The sequence below is a fragment of the Aeromonas salmonicida subsp. salmonicida genome (assembly GCF_001643305.1).
In the GTDB taxonomy this organism is placed as follows: Bacteria; Pseudomonadota; Gammaproteobacteria; order Enterobacterales; family Aeromonadaceae; genus Aeromonas; species Aeromonas salmonicida.
Genome location: NZ_LSGW01000069.1, coordinates 87,335 through 108,197, shown reverse-complemented (window position 1 = coordinate 108,197; position 20,863 = coordinate 87,335). Strand labels below are relative to the sequence as shown.

Genomic DNA, 20,863 nt, shown 5'->3' with positions numbered 1-20,863 from the left:
GACTGTAAAAGTGATTCACTTGTAAGCTGGATTTAATAATGGAACAGCTCAGACGTTACGCCATCTTCGCCGCCGTGGTAGAGGCGGGCAGCATGACGGGCGCCGCCAAGGCCCTTGGCATGACCCCCTCCGCCGTCAGTCAGCATATCAGCCAGCTGGAGAGCCTGCTCGGCCTCACCCTGCTGCACCGTTCCGCTCGTCGCCTCAATCTGACCGAGGCGGGGGAAGTGGTGTGGCAGGGGTGCCAGTCGCTGCAACAGACGCTGAACCAGACTGAGCTGCGCCTTTCCGAGGTGCGCGACAGCCTGCTCGGCGAGGTGCGGATCACGGCGCCCGTGGGGATGGCGGGTCAGCCGCTGGCGCGGGCCTTGTCGCCCCTGTTGCAGGCCCATCCCGGCCTGTGCATCCAGATCATCGCCGACGACGAGAAGCGGGATCTCATCGCCGAGCGAATCGACGTGGCGCTGCGGGTCGGTACCCTGTCCGACTCCAGCCTGGTGGCACGCAAGCTGGGTCAGACCCGTATGCTGCTGTGTGCCTCACCCGCCTATCTGGCGCGCAAGGGCACCCCACGCAGTCCGGCAGATCTGCTGGAACACGACTGGCTGGCGGCGGACATGCTGAGCGGGGGCCTGACCTTCTTCGACGACAAGGGGCAGGGTCACAAGGTCAAACCCAAGCCCAGAGTGGTGTGCAACAACGTGCTGCCGCTGCGCCAGTTCACCCTGGCGGGGCAGGGGGTCTCGTTGCAACCCGAGGGGGAAATCGCCGAGGATCTCGCCCAGGGGCGGCTGCTGGAGTTGCTGCCGGGCTTTCGGGTGCCGCCCATGGAGATCCACGCCATCACCCCGCAGCGGGAGATCCCGGAGAAGGTGCGGCGGGTGATCACGGCCCTGCGCAGCCACTTCGCCGAGCCCTCGGGGGCCGTGCCGGCGCGCCCCTGAGCCGGGTGGCAACTATCTCGTCCCGACTTGCAAACACAGAGGGCAGCCTGTTGGCTGCCCTCTGTCATTCGCCTTGATCCCGGCGCTATTTCATATAAAGGCCGCCGTTGATGGCCAGGGTTTCCCCCGTGATATAGGCGCCCGCTTCGCTCGCGAGAAAGGCCACTGCGGCGGCGATCTCCTCCGGCTTGGCGAGGCGGCGCATGGGAATGTCGGCCTTGATGCTGTCGAGGATATCGCTGCGGATCGCCTCCACCATGGGGGTGGCTGTGTAACCGGGGGCGATGGCGTTGACCGTGACCCCGAAGCGGGCCCCCTCTGCCGCCAGCGCCTTGGTAAAGCCCAGCATGCCCGCCTTGGCCGCCGAGTAGTTGACCTGACCAAACTGTCCCTTCTGGCCGTTGACCGAGGAGATGTTGATGATGCGGGCATCGCGCTGCTCGCACATGGCGTCGAACAGCGGCTGGGTCACGTTGTAGAGGCTGCACAGATTGGTGTGGATCACCTCGAACCACTGCTCCGGCGCCATGCGCTTGAAGGCGCCATCCCGGGTGATGCCGGCGTTGTTGACCAGCACGTCCACTCGGCCCTCGTCTTGCAACAGGCGGCCCAGGGTTTCACGACACATGGCGGTGTCGGCCACGTCCAGCGGCAGCAGCCGCACCTGATCCGGCCGATAGCCCTGCTCCCCGTACCAGTCGTGGGCCGCCACACTGTTGCCGCTGGAGTGGGTGGCGATGATGCGATACCCCTGAGCCAGCAAGGCAGTGGTGATGGCGGATCCGATGCCGCCACGGGCTCCGGTGATCAAGGCAATTTTTTTCATCTTGGCTCTCCCTGATAAAGATTCGAACGAGGACTTTATGGGCTTTCAAATCTAATTGATATATTTGTTTTCAAACAATCTGACAGGGAAACGCGTCACTTTTGTGACAGTCTGACAACCTGGCTTGACGGCCTCGTTGAAGGTATAGGTGAGCGCGCGGGGTTGAGCCACAAACAGGACGTGCGCTGTTCACCGGTGGCAGCAGACCACTTGCCGCCGGGGCAGCGGCCATGTTTAATGTGGCCACTTGGGCGAGCGTGCCCCTCTGCTGGCAGCGATCCCGACCACCCAATGACACCGACCTTCCCCCTCGCATCCCCTGGCCATGCGCCACAGGCGAGCGCCCATTTCACCCGCATCGAGCGGGTGCTCGACTACATCCACGGGCATCTGGATCACCCCTTGTCGCTGGAGCAGCTGGCCGAGCAGAGCTGCTGGTCGCGCTGGCAGTTGCAGCGGGTCTTCTTGCACGAGACAGGGCTGACGGTGGCCCACTATGTGCGCGAGCTCAAGCTGAGCCTGGCGGCGGAGGCGCTGCTCACGAGCCGCCAGCGGGTGCTGGATCTGGCGCTGAACTACGGATTTGGTTCCGAGGTGAGCTTCAGCCGTGCCTTCAAGCAGCAGTTCGGCTGCTCGCCGCTGGCCTATCGCAAACGGGGTCTGCGGCTGGGATTGCGCACCCCGCTGGTGCGAGCGCCTATGCTGCTTGCCAATACTCCCCGACTGGTGCAGGTAAGGGTCGAAAGCCAGCCGGGTTTCATGCTGCAGGGGGTCAAGGGGCTGATCCGCGGGCTCTTTGCCAGCTCACCCGATTTTCAGCAGACGGTGCCCGCCATCTGGCGAGCCTTGCGCAGTGCTGGCGGCCTGGACAGGGCCCGCGATCTGATCGGCGTGGTGGATGTGTCAGGGGCTGGGGAGCAGCTGGCCTACTGGGCGGGCGTGGCGGCAGAGGAGGGGAGAGAGCCGCCGAGCGGGCTGGCTCGTCTGGCCATCCCGCCCCAGGAGTACGCCGTGCTTACCCACGTCGGCCCCATCAGTCAGCTGGGGCAGACCCTCAACTGGTTTATCCTGCACTGGCTGCCCGCCTCGGGTTATCGGGGGCTGGATGGTTTCGAGCTGGAGCGTTACGCCTTAGGCTTCGATGGTCTGCAACCCGATGCCCAAATGGAGTACTGGTTGCCCATAGCCCCCCGCCTGGGCTGAACCCAGTGAGTCGTTTAGCGGCAGGGCGCCATCGTCCGGCCTGTATCAAGCACAGTGGCACCCCGCCATTGGCTGCCATCTCATTAAAGCCTGCCTTTAGAAAAGATATCCATTTGAATTCAGTGTCTTCCTCCATCGACATAACAGGTCGTCGAATGGGGCTTTTCTTGTCCCTCTTTTGCCCTTCTTCCTGCCGACATGCCCCAAATTGTTAATTCGAGAGCAAATTTGCACAATAAAATGCAAATGAGATTTGTTACCATTAACTTGTGCCAAGCAGTCGAGGATCAGATGCAACTTGTTCACCCCCCATTGACCCTGGTCGCCGCGACCATCTCCGCCCTGTTGGCCGGCCCTGTGCTGGCCGCCCCCACGTCCAATGCGCAAGGCGCGGTGGCCGATGAAACCCTGACGGTACTGGGCCAGACCTATCGCAACACGGCGACCAAGACCCGGCTCGACCCCATGGAGACGCCCCAGGCCATCTCAGTGGTGGACGGCGAGACCCTGGAGCAGCGTGGTGTGAGCTCGGTGAGCGAGGCGCTGCGCTATGTGCCCGGCGTCAATACCGAGCTGCGCGGCGGGGCGGTCAACCGGCTGGACCTGTTCAATATCCGTGGTTTTGACAACTACCAGAATTTCTACGACGGCCTCTTGTTGCAATACAACGACTGGAACCTGCAACCCCAGATAGATCCGGTGGCCATCGAACAGCTGGAAGTGTTCAAGGGGCCGACCTCGGTGCTCTACGGCAGCATGCCGCCGGGGGGCATGGTCAACCTCATTGCCAAGCGGCCGCAACGTGAGGCCAGACACAGCCTCAGTGTGGCGACGGGCACCGGCACCCTCAAGGAGCTGACCCTCGACAGCACGGGCGCCATCAATGAGCAACTTGCCTATCGGCTGGTGGGACTGGCCCGCCAGAAGGAGGGGCAGGCGGTGACCTCACAGGAGGAGCGCTATGTGTTCGCGCCATCGCTGGACTGGCAGTTGAGTGATCGCACCCTGCTCAACCTGAATCTCTACTACCAGAAAGATCCGCAAGCGGGCATCTACACCACAGTGCCGGCCAGCGGCTCGGTCAAGTTCAATCCCCTGGGCCAGCTTGGCAGTGACAGCTTCCTCGGCGACGAGAACTGGAACCACTACAGCCGGGAGGTGACCCTGCTTGGCTACAAGCTGAGCCACGACTTCAACGACAACTGGCAACTGCTGCAAAACGCCCGCTACATGGACGCCTCTGCCAACCAGCAGAACACCTATAACGCAGCGCTGGCGGCGGACCACCGCACTCTGGCCCGCAATGCCTATCTGACCGATGAAGAGTCCAGAGGCTTTGTCATCGACAACCAGTTGGCAGGCAAGGTGATGACCGGCAGCGCCCGGCACAACCTGTTGCTCGGGGTCGATTACCAGTATCTGGATGCCCGCATTCTCTACCGGGACACCCTCGACTATTCCGCCCCCGCCATCGACATCTTCAACCCGAACCACAGCCAGATAGTGCCGGGGGCGCTCACCTTCAACTATCAGGACAGCAAGACCATTCGCCAGTCCCAGACCGGCGTCTATCTGCAGGATCAGGTGCGACTGAACAGGCTGGTGGCCATAGGCGGTGCCCGCTACGACAGCTACCGGATGGACACCGACAGCCAGACCCTCTATCAGGGAGCGGCGAGCAACACCCTGGCCCAGATTGATCAGGACAACCTCTCCTTCCGTCTCGGCGCCCTCTATGAGCTGGATGGCGGCTTTTCCCCCTATGTGAGCTATGCCGAGAGCTTCGAGCCGGTAGCGGGGGCGGACAAGAGCGGCAAGGCTTTTGATCCTGCCACAGGCCATCAGTGGGAGGGGGGGCTCAAGTATCTTTCCGAGGACATGAGCAAGACCTTTACCGCCTCGGTCTTCCACATCACCAAGCAAAATGCGCTGGTGACGGATCCGGACAACGTCTATGGGCCCAAGCAGCAGACCGGCGAGATGGTCTCCAGGGGCGTCGAGCTGGAGGGGCGCGTCGATCTCACCAGCCAGCTGGATCTGGCGCTGAGTTATACCCGCCAGGACATGGAGATCACCCGCGATACCACCAGCCTGCAGGGCAAGACCCCGGTCTGGGTGCCCAAACAGATGGCATCCCTCTGGAGCAACTACCAGCTGGATAACGGTTTACGGCTGGGGGCGGGTCTGCGTTACGTGGGGGAGGCACAGCTTGATGCAGCCAACACGGACAGGGTACCGGATTACCTGCTGATGGACATGGCGGCGTCCTACGATCTGGCCCAACTCAGCCAGCGTCTGAAGGGGGTGGAGGCCTCGGTGAGTGCCAGCAACCTCTTTAACAAGACCTACTACTCCTGCTATGACCAGAACAACTGCTGGTTCGGGGCAGAACGCAATATGGAGGCGCGACTCAAATACGTATTCTGACCCTGCGCCCCGGGCCAGTCCCGGGGCCCGCTGCACCACTGGCAGTCAGCGATAATCGCCAGTTTACTGGGGCCGGTGGACTTGAGGAATTGACCATGGATACACAGGCTAGTGCGCTTGCGGATCATGGTGCCCTGTTTGCCGTCGCGGCCGGGGTTATTCCTTCGCTCAAGGGGCGGCTGGCGGGAGTGGGGGACAGGCCTCATCTGCTGGCGGCTCCCCCCCATTCAGCCCCTGCCGAGGTGGCGGCGGCGCTATATGATCACTGGCGGCTGGCGCACCCTGAGGCGGGGCCGGCCTACTGGCTGACCCGCAGCTGGGGCATGCTTTGCTGGCAATCCCTCTATCTGACCATGGCGGCTGTTTATCGGTTGAGCGCCGTCCCCGCCGTCGATCGCATGGGGCAGGACTATCAGGATGGCGTGGTATCCGGTTTTACCCTGCCGGCCGACCCCATGATCAAGGGGGACGTCAGTCTGTTGATCAAGGTGGCTGGCGAGCGGCTGCAAGCCCACTGGCAGGCGCTGTTCGCGCTGCTGGGCGGGGTGCAGCGTCTCAGACCGGGTTTCGTGCGCCCGCTGCTGGCCGATGATCTGCTGGCGGCCCTGGTGCGGGTGCCTGACTTTTTCACCCATGTCAGCCGTGAGGAGGTGAGCGAACATGCGCCGCGCTGGCTCGCCGCCTGTGGCCTGCCAGCCGAGCATCTGGCGGGGTGGCGTCCGGCATCGATCCCGGCCGATACGCTGTCTCCCGGTTATGTGCGCCAGCGCTGCTGCCTGCACTACAAGCGCCGCGATGGCGAGCTCTGCGCCAACTGCCCGAGGCGACATGGCGCCACCCACTGCCAGGACGAACCCTGAGGGTGCTGGCTCCCCGACTCATCGCAAGCCGCCTCAGGGGCGGCTTTTTTACGCCTCCTTCTGCTCACCCATCTTGCTGCGAATGCGCTCGAACAGGCTCTGCAAACAGGGCTGATCCTTGTCGGCGGCGCGCACGGCCCCATACATGTGGCGGCGCACACCATTGCCGAGTGGCCTGGCCTCAAGCAGTCCCTGGCGCACGAACTCCTCGCTGGCCCAGCGTGGCAGGGCGGCGACCCCGAGCCCGGCGGCGGCCATCTGCAGCATGACGGAGGTATTGTCCACCAGCTTGCAGCGGGCGGGCTCGACCCCGGCCGGTTGCAGGAAGCGGCTGAACACGTCCATGCGGGCCCGCTCCACCGGGTAGACCAGCAGCACCTCCTGCTTGAGATCCTCCGGGGTGATCCGGCCCTGGTGGCATAGAGGGTGATCCGGCGCCATCACCAGGGTGAGATCGAAGGCGAACAGCGGCTCGAAGTGGAGATCCCCGCGGGCCTGTACATCCGAGGTGAGCAGCAAGTCGAGCTGACCGCCGAGCAGGGCATTGATTGCATCAAAGCCGGGCACCGATTCCACCTCCAGATCCACCCCGGGCCACTGGCGACGAAAATCGGGCAAGAGCGGCAGCAGCCACTGAATGCAGCTGTGACAGTCCAGCGCCAGGTGCAACCGGCCCGCGTCACCGCTGTGCAGGGCCTGCAGCTGTTTCTCGGTCTGTGCCAGGGCGGGCAGCACCTGGCGGGCCAGAGCCAGCAACTGCTGGCCCGCCGCCGTCAGCACCAGAGGGCGGCTCTTGCGAAGAAAAAGCTCCAGGCCAAGACGGGTCTCCAGCTCTTTGAGCTGATGGGAGAGTGCCGACTGGGTCAGATTCAGGCTCTGCGCCGCGCCGGCCAGCGACCCTTGCTCGGCCAATGCGGCCAGGGTTCTCAAGTGTTTGATTTCCAGGCCTGAATTGCTTGGCACTGCCATGACGTGGCTCCTTGTTGCATCAGTTGAAGGCTTTCTTGCATATCCGTTGAACGCTCTCTTACATGTCCGTTGAAGAGGCTCTTGCACGCTAGTTGCGGATTATTTGAGAGCCAGTTGAAGAGTATTCAATAGCCAAGGCCACCTTATCTTGTCATTTTGGATGTGTAAACATCTGGATGGCCAAATCATCCAGTTTCCCATCAGATGAATGAGCATAAGGAATTGGACCTATGACACGAGCACACACACTGGGCTTCCCCCGTATCGGCGCCAAGCGCGAGCTGAAATTTGCCCTCGAATCCTACTGGCGTGGCGAGACCACCCAGGCAGAACTCATCGCCACCGGCAAGAGCCTGCGTGAGCGCCACTGGCAGGCCCAGCGCACCGCCGGGGTCAACCTGCTGCCGGTGGGGGATTTTGCCTGGTACGACCAAGTGCTCGGCACCAGTTTGCTGGTGGATGCGGTGCCTGCCCGTCACCGCCATGGGGATACCGATCTCGATACCCTGTTCCGGGTGGCCCGTGGCCGTGCGCCGACCGGCCCGTCTGCCGCCGCCGCCGAGATGACCAAGTGGTTCAATACCAACTACCACTACCTGGTGCCCGAGTTCAGCCGCGATCAGCGCTTCAAGCTGGGCTGGAGCCAACTGTTTGACGAAGTGGAAGAGGCCAAGGCGCTGGGGCTGCCGGTCAAGGCCGTGCTGCTGGGGCCCGTCTCCTACCTCTGGCTTGGCAAGGAGAAAGAGAGCGGCTTCTCTCGCCTCGAACTGCTCGATCGCCTGCTGATCGTCTATCAGGAGATACTGGCCAAGCTGGCCGCGCAAGGGGTGGAGTGGGTGCAGATCGACGAGCCGGCCCTGGCGCTGGACCTGCCGGACGAGTGGCGCCTGGCCTACCTCAACGCCTATGAGCGCCTGAGCGGCCCCTGCAAGCTGCTGCTCACCACCTATTTCGGCTCAGTGGCCCATCAGCGCGACATCATCACCAGCCTGAAGGTGGATGGCCTGCACCTGGATCTGGTGGCCGCCCCCGAGCAGCTGGAGACCCTGGTCCCGCACTTGCCGGCCCAGTGGGTCCTCTCGGCCGGGGTGATCAATGGTCGCAACGTCTGGCGTGCCAACCTGGCCAAGCTGGCGCCGACGCTGAAAGCACTGAAAGAGAAGCTCGGCGAGCGGCTCTGGGTTGCCTCTTCCTGTTCCCTGCTGCACAGCCCGGTGGACTTGACCCTGGAGCACGAGCTGGATCCCCAGACCCGCAGCTGGTTCGCCTTCGCCCTGCAAAAGTGCTACGAGCTGGGGCTGCTCTCCGACTACTTGGACGGAGGGGATCTGGACAAGATCACCGCTTACAGTCAGCCCCTCGTGGATCGGGAATCCGATAGCCGGGTCCACAAGAAAGCGGTGCAGTCTCGTCTGGCCAGCCTGACCAACAGCGATTTCGACCGCCAGAGTGCCTATCCGGTACGGGCGCAGGCGCAGCGCAATGATCTCAAGCTGCCGCTGCTGCCCACCACCACCATTGGCTCCTTCCCGCAGACCTCGGAAATTCGGGTGCTGCGTCAGGAGTGGCGGGCCGGTCGCATCGACGACAGTGCTTACGAGGCGGGCATCCAGGCCCAAATCAAGGATGCCATCGAGCGCCAGGAGGCCATCGAGCGCCAGGAGGCCATCGGGCTGGACGTGCTGGTGCATGGCGAGGCCGAGCGCAACGACATGGTGGAGTACTTCGGTGAGTTGCTGGACGGCTTTGCCATCACCCGCTTCGGCTGGGTACAGAGCTATGGCTCCCGCTGCGTCAAGCCGCCGGTGATCACCACGGATATCGACCGCCCGACCCCAATGACCCTCGAGTGGACCAAGTTTGCCCAGAGCCTGACCGACAAACCTGTCAAGGGGATGCTGACGGGGCCCGTGACCATTCTCTGCTGGTCCTTCCCGCGGGAAGACGTGAGCCGCGAGCAGTCTGCTCTGCAGATTGGTCTGGCCATTCGTGACGAGGTGGCGGATCTGGAAGCCGCCGGCATCAAGATCATCCAGATCGACGAGCCTGCGATCCGTGAAGGGCTGCCCCTGCGCAAGCAGGATCACCAGGCATATCTGGACTGGGCGGTGCGCGCTTTCCGCCTGAGCGCAAGCCCGGTGGTAGACAGCACCCAGATCCACACCCACATGTGTTATAGCGATTTCAACCTCATCATAGAGGCGGTGGCGGCGCTGGATGCGGACGTGATCACCATAGAGACCAGCCGCAGCCAGATGCAGTTGCTTGAAGCGTTCGAGCGCTTCAACTACCCCAACGAGATCGGTCCGGGCGTGTATGACATCCACTCACCGAACGTGCCGAGCCAGGGCTGGATTGAGGATCTGATCCGCAAGGCAGCCAAGCAGATCCCGGCAGATCGGCTCTGGGTCAACCCGGATTGCGGCCTCAAGACCCGGGGCTGGGAAGAGACGGAAGCTGCACTCAAGGTGATGGTCAATGCCACCAAAGCGCTGCGGACCGAGCTGGCCTGATCCCGGCAAGCGTGCAAATCAGAGTGAGAATCTAGAGTGAAAAACTAGCGTGTAGACCAAAGAACAGATCTGCACATAACAAAAGAGAACGGGCATAACGAAAGAGGGAAGGCGCAAGCCTTCCCTCTGTTTTTGTTGCCGCTTGCCCGCACCCGGCCTGCTTGCACTAGGCTCAGGTCAGGCTGATGTCGATGGGGCTGGAAAAGATGAAACCAGGAGTCTGGATCGGGAGTCTATGGGCGCTGTTGCTGACGACCTGCCCGCTGGCAGCGCCTGTTCCTGTGCTCAAAATGGTCTATTTCGATGATTTTGCCCCCTACTCCTGGCGGGACGAGCAGGGCAAGATGCGGGGCATCATGGTGGATGTGATGGACAGGGTCGCCAGTGAACTGGATATCAGGGTGAGCCACGAGGGGTATCCCTGGCGACGGGCCCAGAAGCGGGTACGTTCAGGCCAGGCCGACGGCTTTGTCACTGTGCCGACCCTGGAGCGACGGGGTTATACCCGGATAGTCGAAGAGCCGATCGCCTTCTCTGCACTGACGGTGTTCACCCAGGCAGGACACCCCGGGATGGCGCAGATCCAGCAGGCAAAATCCCTGGCCGATCTCAAGGGGTTTACCATTCTCGACTATATCGGCAATGGCTGGGGCAAGGAGAATCTGGCGGGATTCAAGGTCCATCTGACCATGAATGTGGATAACGTCTTCAAGATGCTCTCGGCCGGTCGGGGCGATCTGATGTTCACCGATTCCATAGTGGCCAACTTCAAGCTGAGCCAGCTGGGGCTGACCGGACAGATAGTCGAGGTGCCGCTCCAGCTGGGATTGACCCCGCTGACCCTCTGCATCGCCAACACGTCTCCTTTCCACCGCCGGGCCGCCGAGTTCTCCCGCGTCCTGGTCATGCTGCGCCAGAGTGGCCAGCTGGCCCTCATCGAAGCCCGCTATCGATAAGGCATCATAGCGGGGGGATACCCCGCCGAGTCATTGTTTCTCTTCATGTTCTCCGGGTCCTGGCGTTAAAACGGCTGGCTTTGGCCGCCCGTTTTAACGCCAAGGGGCAACCCGGTGCCGTCCAGCAAGAGAGCCCCGGATGCTGGCTGGTACTGCACGTGAGAGAGAGGGGCTTGCCGCTCCCTAGGTGTTTGCTGGCGCGCCAGCGTCTCGGCAAGCCAGTAGGCATCGAGGGCAATGGCATTGCGATCGTCGACCACTTGGTTGAGGTGCCGGGCCCCGAGGCAGCCGTAGCGCGCGGGATCTGTCTGGGTAAAGAGCCCGAGGCAAGGCACACCGCTGGCGGCGGCCAGATGAAGGGGGCCTGTGTCGCAGCTGACAAAGAGGGTGAGGCCGCCGGTGAAGCGGGTCAGTTCGCTTAAGGTGTGAAGGGATACCTGCATGTCGCCAAGCGGCGGCAAAGGGGAGGCAGGATCCGTGAGCTGGATCAGCAGGGCATCCGGGCTGTGGCGGCGCAGATCCCCGAGCAGCCGCTGCCATTGGGGAAGGGAGAGCCACTTGCCCTTGCGTGCGCCGGTGAAAAAGCCGATGAGGGGGCGGCCGGGATGAGCCTGTGCCAGCGCGGTCAGGTGGGGGCAGGCGGCATGTAGCTGACTACCCAGTTCAATCTGATCGGCCTGGCTGGCCTGCATGCCCAGCAGCTGCAGCGGTTGGTGAGCGTAGTGGCAGTGAGTGTCGGGCGCGATCAGCCGGTCAAACAGCACATCGCCTCTGGCATCGTCAAACCCCACCTTCTCGCTGGCCCGTACCCAGGCGGCGATCAGGTGATCCGTGCTGGAGGCAAAGGGCACATAGACACTGTCATAGTGTTGGCGACGCAGATGCCACAACCGGGGTAGTGCCGGGATAAGGTGCTTGCCCTGCAACCTGATCTGATGGATGCGCTGCAACTGCTTGTCGCCAAGAAAGGGAAGCAGTTGTCCACCGCTGCACACCAGTTCTATCTCGGCAAAAGGATGGGCGCGGCGCACCTGTTGCAAAAACGGCAGCAGGAACAGATTGTTGCCGATCCGGTTGGTGCTGCGGATGATGAGGATCCGTTGGGGTGGCTGGTTTGAGGCCGGCAGCTTGCCTCGTCTGGCAAGCCAGGCGAGGAGGGATCGCTCAAGCCCGGCCGTCCAGCAACGGCGCTGACCGTCGAAACGACGCAGGGCATCTCTGAGGGTGCTCATACAGGGTGGCTCCGTTCATGACAATGGCTGCAAGGTGACAGGGGATCCTTAAGCCAGTGTTAAGAGAGGAGGAAAAGAGGAAGAAAAAGGGCGGTATCTCGCGAGCCAAAGAGAGGTTCATCTGACGCAATAAAAAGAGCAGCCTGGGCTGCTCCTGCTTTCTGGCGTTGGAAAGGCCTGCCGCCTGCATGGTGCACGGCAGGGGTCTTGATGGCTCAGCGAGAGTAGACGGTTTCCCCCTTGAAGACAGTCAGCTCGACCTCGGTCTCGGCTATCCTGGCCGGTGTTCCGGCCTCGACCAGGGCGAACAGATCCCTGTCCAGCACGATGAAATCGGCGGACTTGCCTGTCTCGATGGATCCTGTGACGGCTTGCTGGCGTACTGCCTTGGCCCCATTGATGGTATAGGCCGCCAGTATTTCGGCGAGGGAGGTGCGCTGATGGGGGCGGTAATCCTCGCCATCGCCCGCCGCTTTGGCGATCCCTGCTGCCATGTTGACGAAGGGGCGGGGGTCCCGGCTATCCACAGGTGCATCGCTGCCTGCCACCAGGATGGCGCCCGCCTTGCGAGCATTCTCGACCGGATAGAGCGCATCGTGCAGGTAGCCGAGGGGGTCATACAGTGCCTCGCTCAAGGATTGTCCTGCCCTGGTCGGCTGGATGAAGGGGGTGACCAGCATGTCATAGGCTATCTGGGGCGTGGTCCAGGCATAGGTGAAGGTGAGATACAGCCCCAGTTCCCCCAGCCTTTTCTGATCGTCAGGGTGGACAACCTGCAGATGGGCCAGGGTATGGGGGATCCCCTTGTCACCATTGCTGGTACGGGCGGCCTGCAAGGCATCCAGTCCGACCCGGGTGCTGCGATCGCCGATGCTGTGCATATGAATGCTGAAACCCGCGTTATCGAGGGCGGTGACATAGTCCTTGAGGTCGGCATCCCGGTAATTGACGATGCCATTGCTGCCAGCATCCTCGCTGTTGGCGGTGATGGTCACCTGCTCTGTGGCAAGATCCATGGTCAGATGGGGGTGGTGATAGTTTTCAAGCATGCCTGCATTGGGCAGAAAGGGCGGTGTGGTGAAGGGATCTCCTTCCAGCACGCCATCGAGGAAGATCTTCACGGCATCGGCCTTGATCAGCGGATTGTCGGCAAAGGCGCTCCTGACCTGGCTGGCCTTGGCGAGGTGGCCGGCAATATCCAGCTTGCCGCTGTAGTCATCCTGGTGAAAACAGGTGGCGGCAGTGACGCGCATGTGCAGCAATCCACGTTTCTGCATGTTGAGCAGGCGCTGGCGGATGAAATCGGTGGCGCAGGCATCCTGGATCCCGGTTATGCCACGGGAAGCCATCAAGGAAGAGACCGCAGGCAATATCTTGTCATACTCTGCTGCCGCCTGTTCATCGCTGGCGTTGAGCACTGTGGTTTCCGGCACAGGAATGGCGTTGCGAGCCCCCTCCCTGATCACGCCACTGGTCAGGTCAACGTAGGGCTGAAAATGTGCAAACACGCCCCCCGGTGCCAGGGTCACATCGTTGAAACCCACTGTATTGCCATCCTGATCCTGCGCACTGGCCAGCGCTTGCGAGTTGTAGGCACTGGCATGACCATCGACCCCAAAGAGCACCACCGGATTGTCTGGCGCCGCGACATCCAGCGCGGCCAGCAGGGTGGCATGGGTCGCCGTCGGCGTATTGCCGTCGTAGGGCGACCATTGATTGACCACCAGCCAGTTTCCCTTGCCCGGGGCATAACGGGGCAGACATGTTTTTATCTTGTCCGCCAACTGATCCAGCGTGACGCTCTGACCATCGAGATCGCACATATCCAGTGCCACTGTGCCGAGCAGATGGATATGGTTGTCGTGCAGACCTGGCAATACCATCCGGCCTTTCAGATCCACCGACTGACTGCCGGCCGTCTGATAGGCCTTGGCCCCTTGCAGCGTGCCCACATAGAGAAACTTGCCATCGGCAACCACCATGGCCTCGGCGACCCTGCGTTGCCCATCCTGAGTGTGGATCTTGCCGTTGAGATAGAGGGTCCGTTGCGCTGTTGGTTCCGTGCTCTCCTGGTTGCAGCCGGTCAGCAGTCCGGCCATCAGCAGCAGCGCCGCGCTCAGTGTAAAACCTTGTTGCTTGCCATCCATATGCGATTGCTCTCCCTGGTTAGAATGCAGTTTTTACTGCAAATATGAGCACCTCTGTTTATTGCAGCTTCCGGGATAAATGCCAGCAATTACTGAAAATATTCTTTTTGACTTATATTTTCCTTGTTTCATCATGCAGTTATAAAACCATGCTTGGTGACCAAGGTGAGGGAGTACTCATGTCAGAACCGCCATTGCCCACCGATCTCTGTATGCGGCGCCAGCCCAGGCAGCAGCGCAGTCAGGAGACGGTGACCCGGATAGAGCAGGCCACTCTGGCGCTGTTGCAGGAGCAGGGATTTCTGGCAATCAATACCAACGCCATAGCGGCGCGAGCCGGGGTAGGGATCAAGTCGCTCTATCATCTCTTTCCCAACAAGGAGGCCATCATCTGCCGGTTGGCCATGGACTGGCTGGCGGCCGTATGCGCGGCGCAGGAAGTGATCCGCCAGGAGGCCAGCAGCTGGCCACAAACCTTGCAACTGCTGGATCAGGCGCTGGATGAGCTGGATACCCGCTTCGTTGGCTATGGCGCCTTGTGGCAGGCAATGGATCTGGTGCCGGCATTGCATGAGCTGGAGTGTGAGCATGAACGAGGTCAGGTGGCATTCTGGTCCGAGCGGCTGCGCCATTTCGGTTGCCGTTGGCCCGAGCCCGAATTGACCGCTCTGGTGCGATACCTCTACCGAACGGCAGATTTGGTGAAGCAGTGCGCCAAGGAGCAGGGAAGAGAAGGGCCGCAGATGTGGTTATTGCATCGCCAGTGGCTGGAACAGCTGGTGGCGGCGGCCATTGCCGAGCCAGACCCCGCCAGGGTGTGGCAGGCCATGCCGGGTTTGATGGTCAAGGCCGCTGACTGATATTGGCTAAATGCAAAGAGGGAGTGACCATGCACTCCCTCTTTTGTGTGTCTAGTCGACGGTCGTGACGGGCGCAGGCTTACCCGTAGCGGGCTAGGGTCAGCCCCTCGTCGCTGATGGCCGTCGAGCTGCCGCTGATCAGATCGCTCAGCAGCTGACCCGAGCCGGCTGCCATGGTCCAGCCCAGGGTGCCGTGGCCTGTGTTGAGCCAGAGTCCGGGGACCGGGCTTGGCCCCACCAGGGGAGTGCCGTCCGGTGTCATGGGTCGCAGTCCGGTCCAGAACTCGGCGCGGCTGATATCGCCCCCTTCGGGGAAAAGATCCCCCACCACCATGGCCAGGGTGTCGTAACGCTTGGGATTGAGTGCCAGATTGAAACCCGACAGCTCTGCCATGCCACCGACCCGGATCCGCTCGTTAAAGCGGGTGATGGCCACCTTGTAGGTTTCATCCAGCACTGTACTGCGGGGCACCGCATCGGCATCTGTCATGGGCAGGGTCAGGGAGTAACCTTTGACCGGATAGACAGGCAGATCGATCCCAAGCGGACGAAGGAAGCCGGTAGCATAGCTGCCCAGCGCGCAGACGATGGCATCTGCCTTGAAACGCTGCTCACCGGCCCGCACCGCCACGGCGCGCCCCAAAGAGAGCTCAATCTCGTCGATGGCGCAGTTGAAGACAAACTCCACCCCGAGTTTTTGCGCCTCGGCGGCCAGTGCCTTGGTGAAGCGGAAACAGTCGCCGGTTTCATCTCCCGGCAGGCGCAGGCCGCCCACTATCTTGCCACGTACCCGTGCCAATGCCGGTTCAACCCCTTCACAACCACTGGCATCCAGTGACTGATAGGGGACGCCATACTCTTCCAGCACCTCGATATCTCGTTTGCTGGCATCGAGCTGGGCCTGGCTTCGAAACAGCTGCAAGGTGCCGAGCTGGCGTCCTTCGTAGTCCAGTGCAAGCTCGTCTCGCAGCGTCTTCATGCAGTCGCGGCTGTATTCGGCGAGGCGTACCATGCGTCCCTTGTTGGTGGCATAGGCTGCCGGGGTGCAGTTGGCGAACATCTTCAGCATCCAGCGCAGCTGGAAAGGATCCGAGGTCGGGCGCACCGTGAAAGGCGCATGTTTTTGCAGCAGCCATTTGGCGGCCTTGAGGGGAATGCCGGGCGCCGCCCAGGGTGCCGCATAGCCGGGGGAGATCTGGCCGGCGTTGGCATGGCTGGTCTCCAGCGCCACCCCGTCCCGTCGCTCCAGCAGGGTTACCTTGTGGCCCGCTTTGGCCAGATACCAGGCGCTGGTCACACCGACCACGCCACCACCGAGTACCACTATGTCCATCTTGTCTCTCCTTGACTGGGGCCATCACCATAATCAGCCGCCACAGGATATTCAACTGGTATAGATATAATCGGAATATACATCTGGTTACAATTATTTAACTGGTTTTCAATGTCGGAATTGTCTGGTTTGATGGCATTAACTGTGGCATCAGAGCTGCTCGATATGGATCAGATGATGGGCCGCGGTTGTCAGGGTGGCCTGCTGCTGCACTTCCGTTTGACCATCCCAGTTGGCATAAGGGAGGGCGAGGCGAGGATTGTTGCCAAGCTTGTCCCGATTGCGCCATAAAAAGTGCCAGTAGAGGCTGTTGAACGGGCAACTGGTGTCACCGCTGCGGGCCTTGACGTCATAGTGACACCCTTTGCAGTAGTGACCCATCCGATCCAGATAAGCGCCGCTGCTGGCGTAGGGTTTGCTGCCCATCAGGCCGCCATCGGCAAACTGGCTCATGCCTCGGGTGTTGGGCAGCTCCACCCACTCGATGGCATCCACGTAGATCCCCAGATACCACTCATCGACCTCGTCCGGATTGATCCCCGCCAGCAGGGCAAAGTTGCCCGTCACCATGAGCCGCTGGATATGATGGGCGTAGCCGTGTTCCAGAGATTGCCGGATAGCGTGCCCCACGCAGGCCATGCGGGTTTCTCCATTCCAGAAGTAGGCGGGCAGTGGCCGGCTGGCTGCCAGAAAATTGGTGTGGCCAAGCTCGGGCATCCGCTCCCAGTAGAGGGCGCGGACAAACTCGCGCCAGCCGAGGATCTGGCGGATAAACCCTTCGACCTGTGCCAGCGAGATGGTGGCCCGGTTTTCGCTGTCAAAGTTCCAGCGCCCGCCAAGGGGCTTGCCCCCTTCATCGAGCAACACACCATATTGCTTGCGCAGAGCGCGGTAGAAAAACTCCATCCGGCTGTGGGGATAGCGCTGCCAGCCATCCCTCGGTGTGAGGAAATGTTCGCTGTCGACCTGATGGGCAGGCATGGCGAGCCCCGCGGCCCACTGTTCAAGCTGCGTGGCCAGCCGCCACTCATCCGGGCTCTGCCAGGCAAAGCGGCTGGCCTGGTGGTGGATAATCTGGGCATCGAGCAGGGCCGGCAGGTTCGGCCAGTGCTTGGTTTCATCCAGGGTGAGATAGCAGACTCTGTGACCCGCCTTGGTAAGGGCCGCGGCGAAGGCGCGCATGGCGGCGAAAAAGGCCAGCACCTTCTGACGATGGTGGCGGCAGTAGTCGGTCTCCTGGCGCAGCTCCGCCAGCAGATAGCAGACGTCGGGATCCGGTGTACGAAACCAGCTGTGACTGGCGTTGAGTTGATCACCGAGGATTAAACGCAGTTCCATCAGGTACTGGCTCCTTTCTGGTGGCGACAGCGCTCGCTGCAATAGCGAACCTCCTGCCAGTTGCGTGCCCACTTGCGTCGCCAGGCGAAAGGCCGCAGGCAGACGGGACATATTTTCTCGGGCAGATGGGGTTTGCGATGCATGATGGCTTCCGGGCCTTGGGTAATGACTGATATGGGTTGCACGTACGGAGCTTAACGAACAAGGAGGGTGGGCGGATCATCTACAACCCTTGCTTGCCGCACGCATGCGTACTTTGTGAGCAGGCGCACAGCGTGTCAGCGTACCCGTTGTCTGCGCGTTAACTAGCCGTTAACGTGGCGAGGCTGCCAGTTGGCAGCACTGCTTGGCAATCAAGATGGTTTGCCACCGACACAGTTTGCAACCAATACGGAGGGGAGTGATGCCTGTCATGACAGCTAGGCCCCGGGCAGCTTGCCTGCTCGCCCATTGGTATACCCGAGATCCCATTCTCACCTTCGATTTTCCTCACCGCTGACACCCTGCCATGCCTGGCGCGAGCGCAGCTCGCCTCTGACAACCTCTTGAACTTCAATGTGTCTGCAACACTGGCCTCGCGCCGGTGAGGAGTATTATATGCGTCGTATACCCGAACCCTTTCGTATCAAGATGGTCGAGCCCATCAAACAGACCACTGGCGCCGAGCGCCGCGCCGCCCTTGAGGCCGCTGGCTGGAATCCCTTCCTGCTGCTGGCCGAAGATGTCTATATCGATCTGCTGACCGACAGCGGCACGGGCGCCATGTCCGATCGCCAGTGGGCCGGCATCATGATGGGGGATGAAGCCTATGCGGGCAGCCGCAACTTCGTCGAGCTGGAGCGTACCGTGCGCGAGTTGTTTGGCTACCAGCATGTGATGCCCACTCACCAGGGGCGCGGGGCCGAGCAGATCCTCTTTCCCGAGCTGGTCAAGCGTTGCAAGGGCAAGGCGCCGGTCTTCATCTCCAACTACCACTTCGACACCACCAAGGCCCATGTAGAGTTGGCGGGCGAGCGGGCCATCAACCTGCTCACACCAAAGGCCCTCGACACCACTGCGCCTTATGCCTGGAAGGGGGATTTCGATCTCGGTCGCCTGACCGACACCATCGAAACCCTGGGGGCCGACAACGTGGCCGCTGTCATCATCACTGTCACCTGCAACAGTGCTGGCGGTCAGCCGGTCTCGATGGGCAATATGCAGGCTGTTTCCGAGCTTGCACGTCGTCACCATATTCCTGTGGTGATCGATGCCGCCCGCTTTGCCGAAAACGCCTGGTTTATCAAGGCGCGCGACCCGGATTACGCCAAGAGCAGCATCAAGGAGATAGTGCGCCAGATGTTTGACTTGGGGGACATGTTCACCATGTCGGCCAAAAAGGACGGGCTGGTCAATATCGGCGGTCTTTGCTGCTTCAAGGAGGGTCTCGACCTGTTCCGCTCGGTGCAGGTGCGCTGCGTGGCGATGGAGGGGTTCGTTACCTACGGCGGTCTCGCCGGCCGTGACATGGCGGCGCTGGCCATCGGCCTGCGGGAAGGGATGGACGAGGAGTATCTGACCTATCGCATCGGTCAGGTGGCTTATCTCGGCGAGCGGCTGGCCGAGGCGGGCATCCCAATCCAGACGCCAACCGGCGGTCATGCGGTCTTTGTGGATGCCAAGAAGCTGCTGCCCCATATACCGGGGGAGCAGTTCCCGGCCCATGCCCTGGCCTGCGCGCTTTATCTGGAAGGGGGTGTGCGCGGGGTAGAGATAGGCTCACTGCTGCTGGGGCGCGATCCGGCCACCGGCAAGCAGGAGGCGGCGGACTTCGAGCTATTGCGTCTCACCATTCCACGGCGGGTCTATACCCGGGATCACATGGACTATGTGGCTGATTGCCTCATTGCGGTCAAGACGAGGGCCAGCGAGATCCGCGGTCTCACCTTCGACTACGAACCGCCCCTGCTGCGCCACTTCACAGCCCGGCTCAAGCCGGTCTAAACAGGGCCGGTTTCTTGACCGGCACCATTGGCCACGCCAACAGCAAAGCCCCCGCACCAGTGGTGCGGGGGCTTTTTACATTGGGGGATGGACGCGGATTACTGGCTGCTAAACAACTTGGTCTGGGGGCTGGATTGAGCCGTCAGGCTGGTGCGCCCCGAGCTCTCCAGCCAGGACTTGATACGCTTGGCATCCGCCACCCTGGCATTGGGAGTATCGGCATTGAGCAGCACCAGGATCACCGGTTCGCGGTTGATCTGGGTTGCCATCACCAGACAGCGACCCGCCTCGCGGATGTAGCCCGTCTTGGAGAGGGTGACCAGCCAGCTGCCTTCGCGCACCAGTCGGTTGGAGTTGAGATAGTGCAGCTGGCGCTTGCCATTGCGTACCATGCGCTGCTCTGTGGCGGAGTATTGCCGGATCAGCGGGTAGGCCGAAGCGGCCGCCACCAGCTTGGCCAGATCATGGGCGCTGGAGACATTGCGCGGATTGAGGCCAGTGCTGTCTGCAAACTGGGTGCTCCACATGCCAAGCATGCTGGCCTTGGCATTCATCGCTTCGATAAAGGCGCGTTGCCCCCCCGGGTAGTGTCTTGCCAGGGCCGAGGCGGCGCGGTTTTCCGACGACATCAAGGCGATGTGCAGCATGTCGGCGCGGCTGAGGCGTGAACCTACCGCCAACCGTGAACCCGTGCCCTTGAGGCGATCCACGTCGGCCATGGTAACGGTGAGCGTCTCGGAGAGACGCTGATTGGCATCGAGCACCACCAGAGCCGTCATCAATTTAGTGATGGAGGCAATCGGCATCACACGGTTGGCGTTGCGCTCGGAGAGCACCTCGCCGGTGCGCGGGTTGGCGACCACGAAGGAGGCCGAACTCAGGGCCAGATCGCTGCGTTGTTCGAGAAAGCGATTGGGGGAGGGAGATGCTGCTGAAAACGGGTTGGCCTGGACGCTCTCCATGCTGACGGGAACGAGAAAGGCACCGAGCAACAGGGTAAGAAAAGGGCGAATAATCATGATTTGACGCTTCCGTACGACTGACAGGGGTATTTGGCTAGTTATATGACGGTAATTGACGCTTCACAACGTTTAACGGCCCGATATTTCATTTTTATGGGGCCTTGCGCCTTGATATACCCACGTTCGGGGCTATATCGCGACCAGTTCCATGAAGTATCGAGCCATGTATGGGTCTGATGGTCGTCAGAACCCGCTGTCATTGTGACGTGCTATGGTGGCGCACTATATGCCTGTTATGGCCATTCGTTAC

At 61.5% G+C, this 20,863-nt stretch carries 16 protein-coding genes; 8 read left to right on the top strand and 8 right to left on the bottom strand.

What is annotated here, in order from left to right; translation table 11 throughout:
- Window positions 1-38 precede the first annotated feature (38 nt).
- Window positions 39-944 carry a LysR family transcriptional regulator gene (locus tag AXW79_RS12035; RefSeq protein ID WP_005310922.1) on the top strand — a complete coding sequence of 302 codons (906 nt, stop codon included), beginning with the start codon at window positions 39-41 and terminating at the stop codon, window positions 942-944.
- Between the two features lie 85 nt (window positions 945-1,029).
- On the opposite strand, the gene AXW79_RS12030 is transcribed toward AXW79_RS12035, so the two are convergent.
- Window positions 1,030-1,770 (bottom strand): SDR family oxidoreductase, encoded by a 741-nt coding sequence (locus tag AXW79_RS12030; RefSeq protein ID WP_005310923.1) that lies wholly within the window; start codon window positions 1,768-1,770, stop codon window positions 1,030-1,032.
- Between the two features lie 291 nt (window positions 1,771-2,061).
- On the opposite strand from AXW79_RS12030, the gene AXW79_RS12025 reads away from it, so the two are divergent.
- The 3 genes from AXW79_RS12025 to AXW79_RS12015 all read left to right on the top strand — a co-directional run bounded on the left by AXW79_RS12025 (window position 2,062) and on the right by AXW79_RS12015 (window position 6,260).
- Entirely contained in the window at window positions 2,062-2,973 is a 912-nt protein-coding gene (locus AXW79_RS12025) for an AraC family transcriptional regulator (protein ID WP_005310924.1), read from the top strand.
- Window positions 2,974-3,264: 291 nt separating this feature from the next.
- Window positions 3,265-5,400, top strand: coding sequence for a TonB-dependent siderophore receptor (locus tag AXW79_RS12020; RefSeq protein WP_005310925.1), 2,136 nt, complete (start codon window positions 3,265-3,267; stop codon window positions 5,398-5,400).
- 95 nt (window positions 5,401-5,495) lie between these two features.
- On the top strand, window positions 5,496-6,260 hold the full coding sequence (locus AXW79_RS12015) for a siderophore ferric iron reductase (RefSeq protein ID WP_005310926.1): 765 nt from the start codon (window positions 5,496-5,498) through the stop codon (window positions 6,258-6,260).
- Window positions 6,261-6,308: 48 nt separating this feature from the next.
- Here the strand turns inward: AXW79_RS12015 and AXW79_RS12010 are convergent, their stop codons facing one another.
- Entirely contained in the window at window positions 6,309-7,229 is a 921-nt protein-coding gene (locus AXW79_RS12010) for a LysR substrate-binding domain-containing protein (protein ID WP_005310927.1), read from the bottom strand.
- A 230-nt stretch (window positions 7,230-7,459) separates the two neighbouring features.
- Here AXW79_RS12010 and metE point away from each other — a divergent pair, with 230 nt between their 5' ends.
- Both metE and AXW79_RS12000 read left to right on the top strand, forming a co-directional pair.
- Entirely contained in the window at window positions 7,460-9,742 is a 2,283-nt protein-coding gene (gene metE, locus AXW79_RS12005) for a 5-methyltetrahydropteroyltriglutamate--homocysteine S-methyltransferase (protein ID WP_005310928.1), read from the top strand.
- 206 nt (window positions 9,743-9,948) lie between these two features.
- Window positions 9,949-10,698 carry a substrate-binding periplasmic protein gene (locus tag AXW79_RS12000; RefSeq protein WP_011898794.1) on the top strand — a complete coding sequence of 250 codons (750 nt, stop codon included), beginning with the start codon at window positions 9,949-9,951 and terminating at the stop codon, window positions 10,696-10,698.
- Between the two features lie 65 nt (window positions 10,699-10,763).
- Here AXW79_RS12000 and AXW79_RS11995 read toward each other — a convergent pair whose 3' ends face one another.
- Together AXW79_RS11995 and AXW79_RS11990 are read right to left on the bottom strand one after the other, a co-directional pair.
- Entirely contained in the window at window positions 10,764-11,930 is a 1,167-nt protein-coding gene (locus AXW79_RS11995) for a glycosyltransferase family 9 protein (protein WP_005310931.1), read from the bottom strand.
- A gap of 215 nt (window positions 11,931-12,145) precedes the next feature.
- Complete coding sequence (locus tag AXW79_RS11990; RefSeq protein ID WP_005310933.1) at window positions 12,146-14,077, bottom strand: amidohydrolase; 1,932 nt, start codon at window positions 14,075-14,077, stop codon at window positions 12,146-12,148.
- Between the two features lie 179 nt (window positions 14,078-14,256).
- On the opposite strand from AXW79_RS11990, the gene AXW79_RS11985 reads away from it, so the two are divergent.
- Window positions 14,257-14,937, top strand: coding sequence for a TetR/AcrR family transcriptional regulator (locus AXW79_RS11985; protein WP_005310935.1), 681 nt, complete (start codon window positions 14,257-14,259; stop codon window positions 14,935-14,937).
- 79 nt (window positions 14,938-15,016) lie between these two features.
- On the opposite strand, the gene AXW79_RS11980 is transcribed toward AXW79_RS11985, so the two are convergent.
- From AXW79_RS11980 to AXW79_RS22285, 3 genes are all read right to left on the bottom strand, one after another.
- The gene (locus AXW79_RS11980) at window positions 15,017-16,270 is read right to left on the bottom strand and encodes a D-amino acid dehydrogenase (protein WP_005310937.1); all 1,254 of its coding nucleotides are present in this window, start codon (window positions 16,268-16,270) and stop codon (window positions 15,017-15,019) included.
- 150 nt (window positions 16,271-16,420) lie between these two features.
- Window positions 16,421-17,608, bottom strand: coding sequence for a cryptochrome/photolyase family protein (locus AXW79_RS11975; protein ID WP_005310939.1), 1,188 nt, complete (start codon window positions 17,606-17,608; stop codon window positions 16,421-16,423).
- Window positions 17,608-17,751, bottom strand: a complete 144-nt coding sequence (locus AXW79_RS22285; RefSeq protein WP_005310941.1) for a DUF2256 domain-containing protein — start codon at window positions 17,749-17,751, stop codon at window positions 17,608-17,610. Before AXW79_RS22285 ends, AXW79_RS11975 begins: the two co-directional genes overlap by 1 nt.
- Window positions 17,752-18,205: 454 nt before the next feature.
- Between AXW79_RS22285 and AXW79_RS11970 the strand changes: the two genes are divergently transcribed.
- Window positions 18,206-19,591 carry a tryptophanase gene (locus AXW79_RS11970; RefSeq protein WP_011898792.1) on the top strand — a complete coding sequence of 462 codons (1,386 nt, stop codon included), beginning with the start codon at window positions 18,206-18,208 and terminating at the stop codon, window positions 19,589-19,591.
- Window positions 19,592-19,689: 98 nt separating this feature from the next.
- Here the strand turns inward: AXW79_RS11970 and pbpG are convergent, their stop codons facing one another.
- Window positions 19,690-20,610, bottom strand: a complete 921-nt coding sequence (gene pbpG, locus AXW79_RS11965) for a D-alanyl-D-alanine endopeptidase (protein WP_005310945.1) — start codon at window positions 20,608-20,610, stop codon at window positions 19,690-19,692.
- Window positions 20,611-20,863 lie beyond the last annotated feature (253 nt).

Excerpts from the sequence above, each read along its gene's own strand:
- AXW79_RS11970 (WP_011898792.1), top strand. The coding sequence starts at position 18,206 with ATGCGTCGTATACCCGAACCCTTTCGTATCAAGATGGTCGAGCCCATC.
- AXW79_RS11975 (WP_005310939.1), bottom strand. The coding sequence starts at position 17,608 with ATGGAACTGCGTTTAATCCTCGGTGATCAACTCAACGCCAGTCACAGC.
- AXW79_RS12000 (WP_011898794.1), top strand. The coding sequence starts at position 9,949 with ATGAAACCAGGAGTCTGGATCGGGAGTCTATGGGCGCTGTTGCTGACG.
- AXW79_RS12025 (WP_005310924.1), top strand. The coding sequence starts at position 2,062 with ATGACACCGACCTTCCCCCTCGCATCCCCTGGCCATGCGCCACAGGCG.
- AXW79_RS12010 (WP_005310927.1), bottom strand. The coding sequence starts at position 7,229 with ATGGCAGTGCCAAGCAATTCAGGCCTGGAAATCAAACACTTGAGAACC.
- pbpG (WP_005310945.1), bottom strand. The coding sequence starts at position 20,610 with ATGATTATTCGCCCTTTTCTTACCCTGTTGCTCGGTGCCTTTCTCGTT.
- AXW79_RS11985 (WP_005310935.1), top strand. The coding sequence starts at position 14,257 with ATGTCAGAACCGCCATTGCCCACCGATCTCTGTATGCGGCGCCAGCCC.
- AXW79_RS11980 (WP_005310937.1), bottom strand. The coding sequence starts at position 16,270 with ATGGACATAGTGGTACTCGGTGGTGGCGTGGTCGGTGTGACCAGCGCC.
- AXW79_RS12020 (WP_005310925.1), top strand. The coding sequence starts at position 3,265 with ATGCAACTTGTTCACCCCCCATTGACCCTGGTCGCCGCGACCATCTCC.
- metE (WP_005310928.1), top strand. The coding sequence starts at position 7,460 with ATGACACGAGCACACACACTGGGCTTCCCCCGTATCGGCGCCAAGCGC.
- AXW79_RS11990 (WP_005310933.1), bottom strand. The coding sequence starts at position 14,077 with ATGGATGGCAAGCAACAAGGTTTTACACTGAGCGCGGCGCTGCTGCTG.
- AXW79_RS22285 (WP_005310941.1), bottom strand. The coding sequence starts at position 17,751 with ATGCATCGCAAACCCCATCTGCCCGAGAAAATATGTCCCGTCTGCCTG.
- AXW79_RS11995 (WP_005310931.1), bottom strand. The coding sequence starts at position 11,930 with ATGAGCACCCTCAGAGATGCCCTGCGTCGTTTCGACGGTCAGCGCCGT.
- AXW79_RS12030 (WP_005310923.1), bottom strand. The coding sequence starts at position 1,770 with ATGAAAAAAATTGCCTTGATCACCGGAGCCCGTGGCGGCATCGGATCC.
- AXW79_RS12035 (WP_005310922.1), top strand. The coding sequence starts at position 39 with ATGGAACAGCTCAGACGTTACGCCATCTTCGCCGCCGTGGTAGAGGCG.
- AXW79_RS12015 (WP_005310926.1), top strand. The coding sequence starts at position 5,496 with ATGGATACACAGGCTAGTGCGCTTGCGGATCATGGTGCCCTGTTTGCC.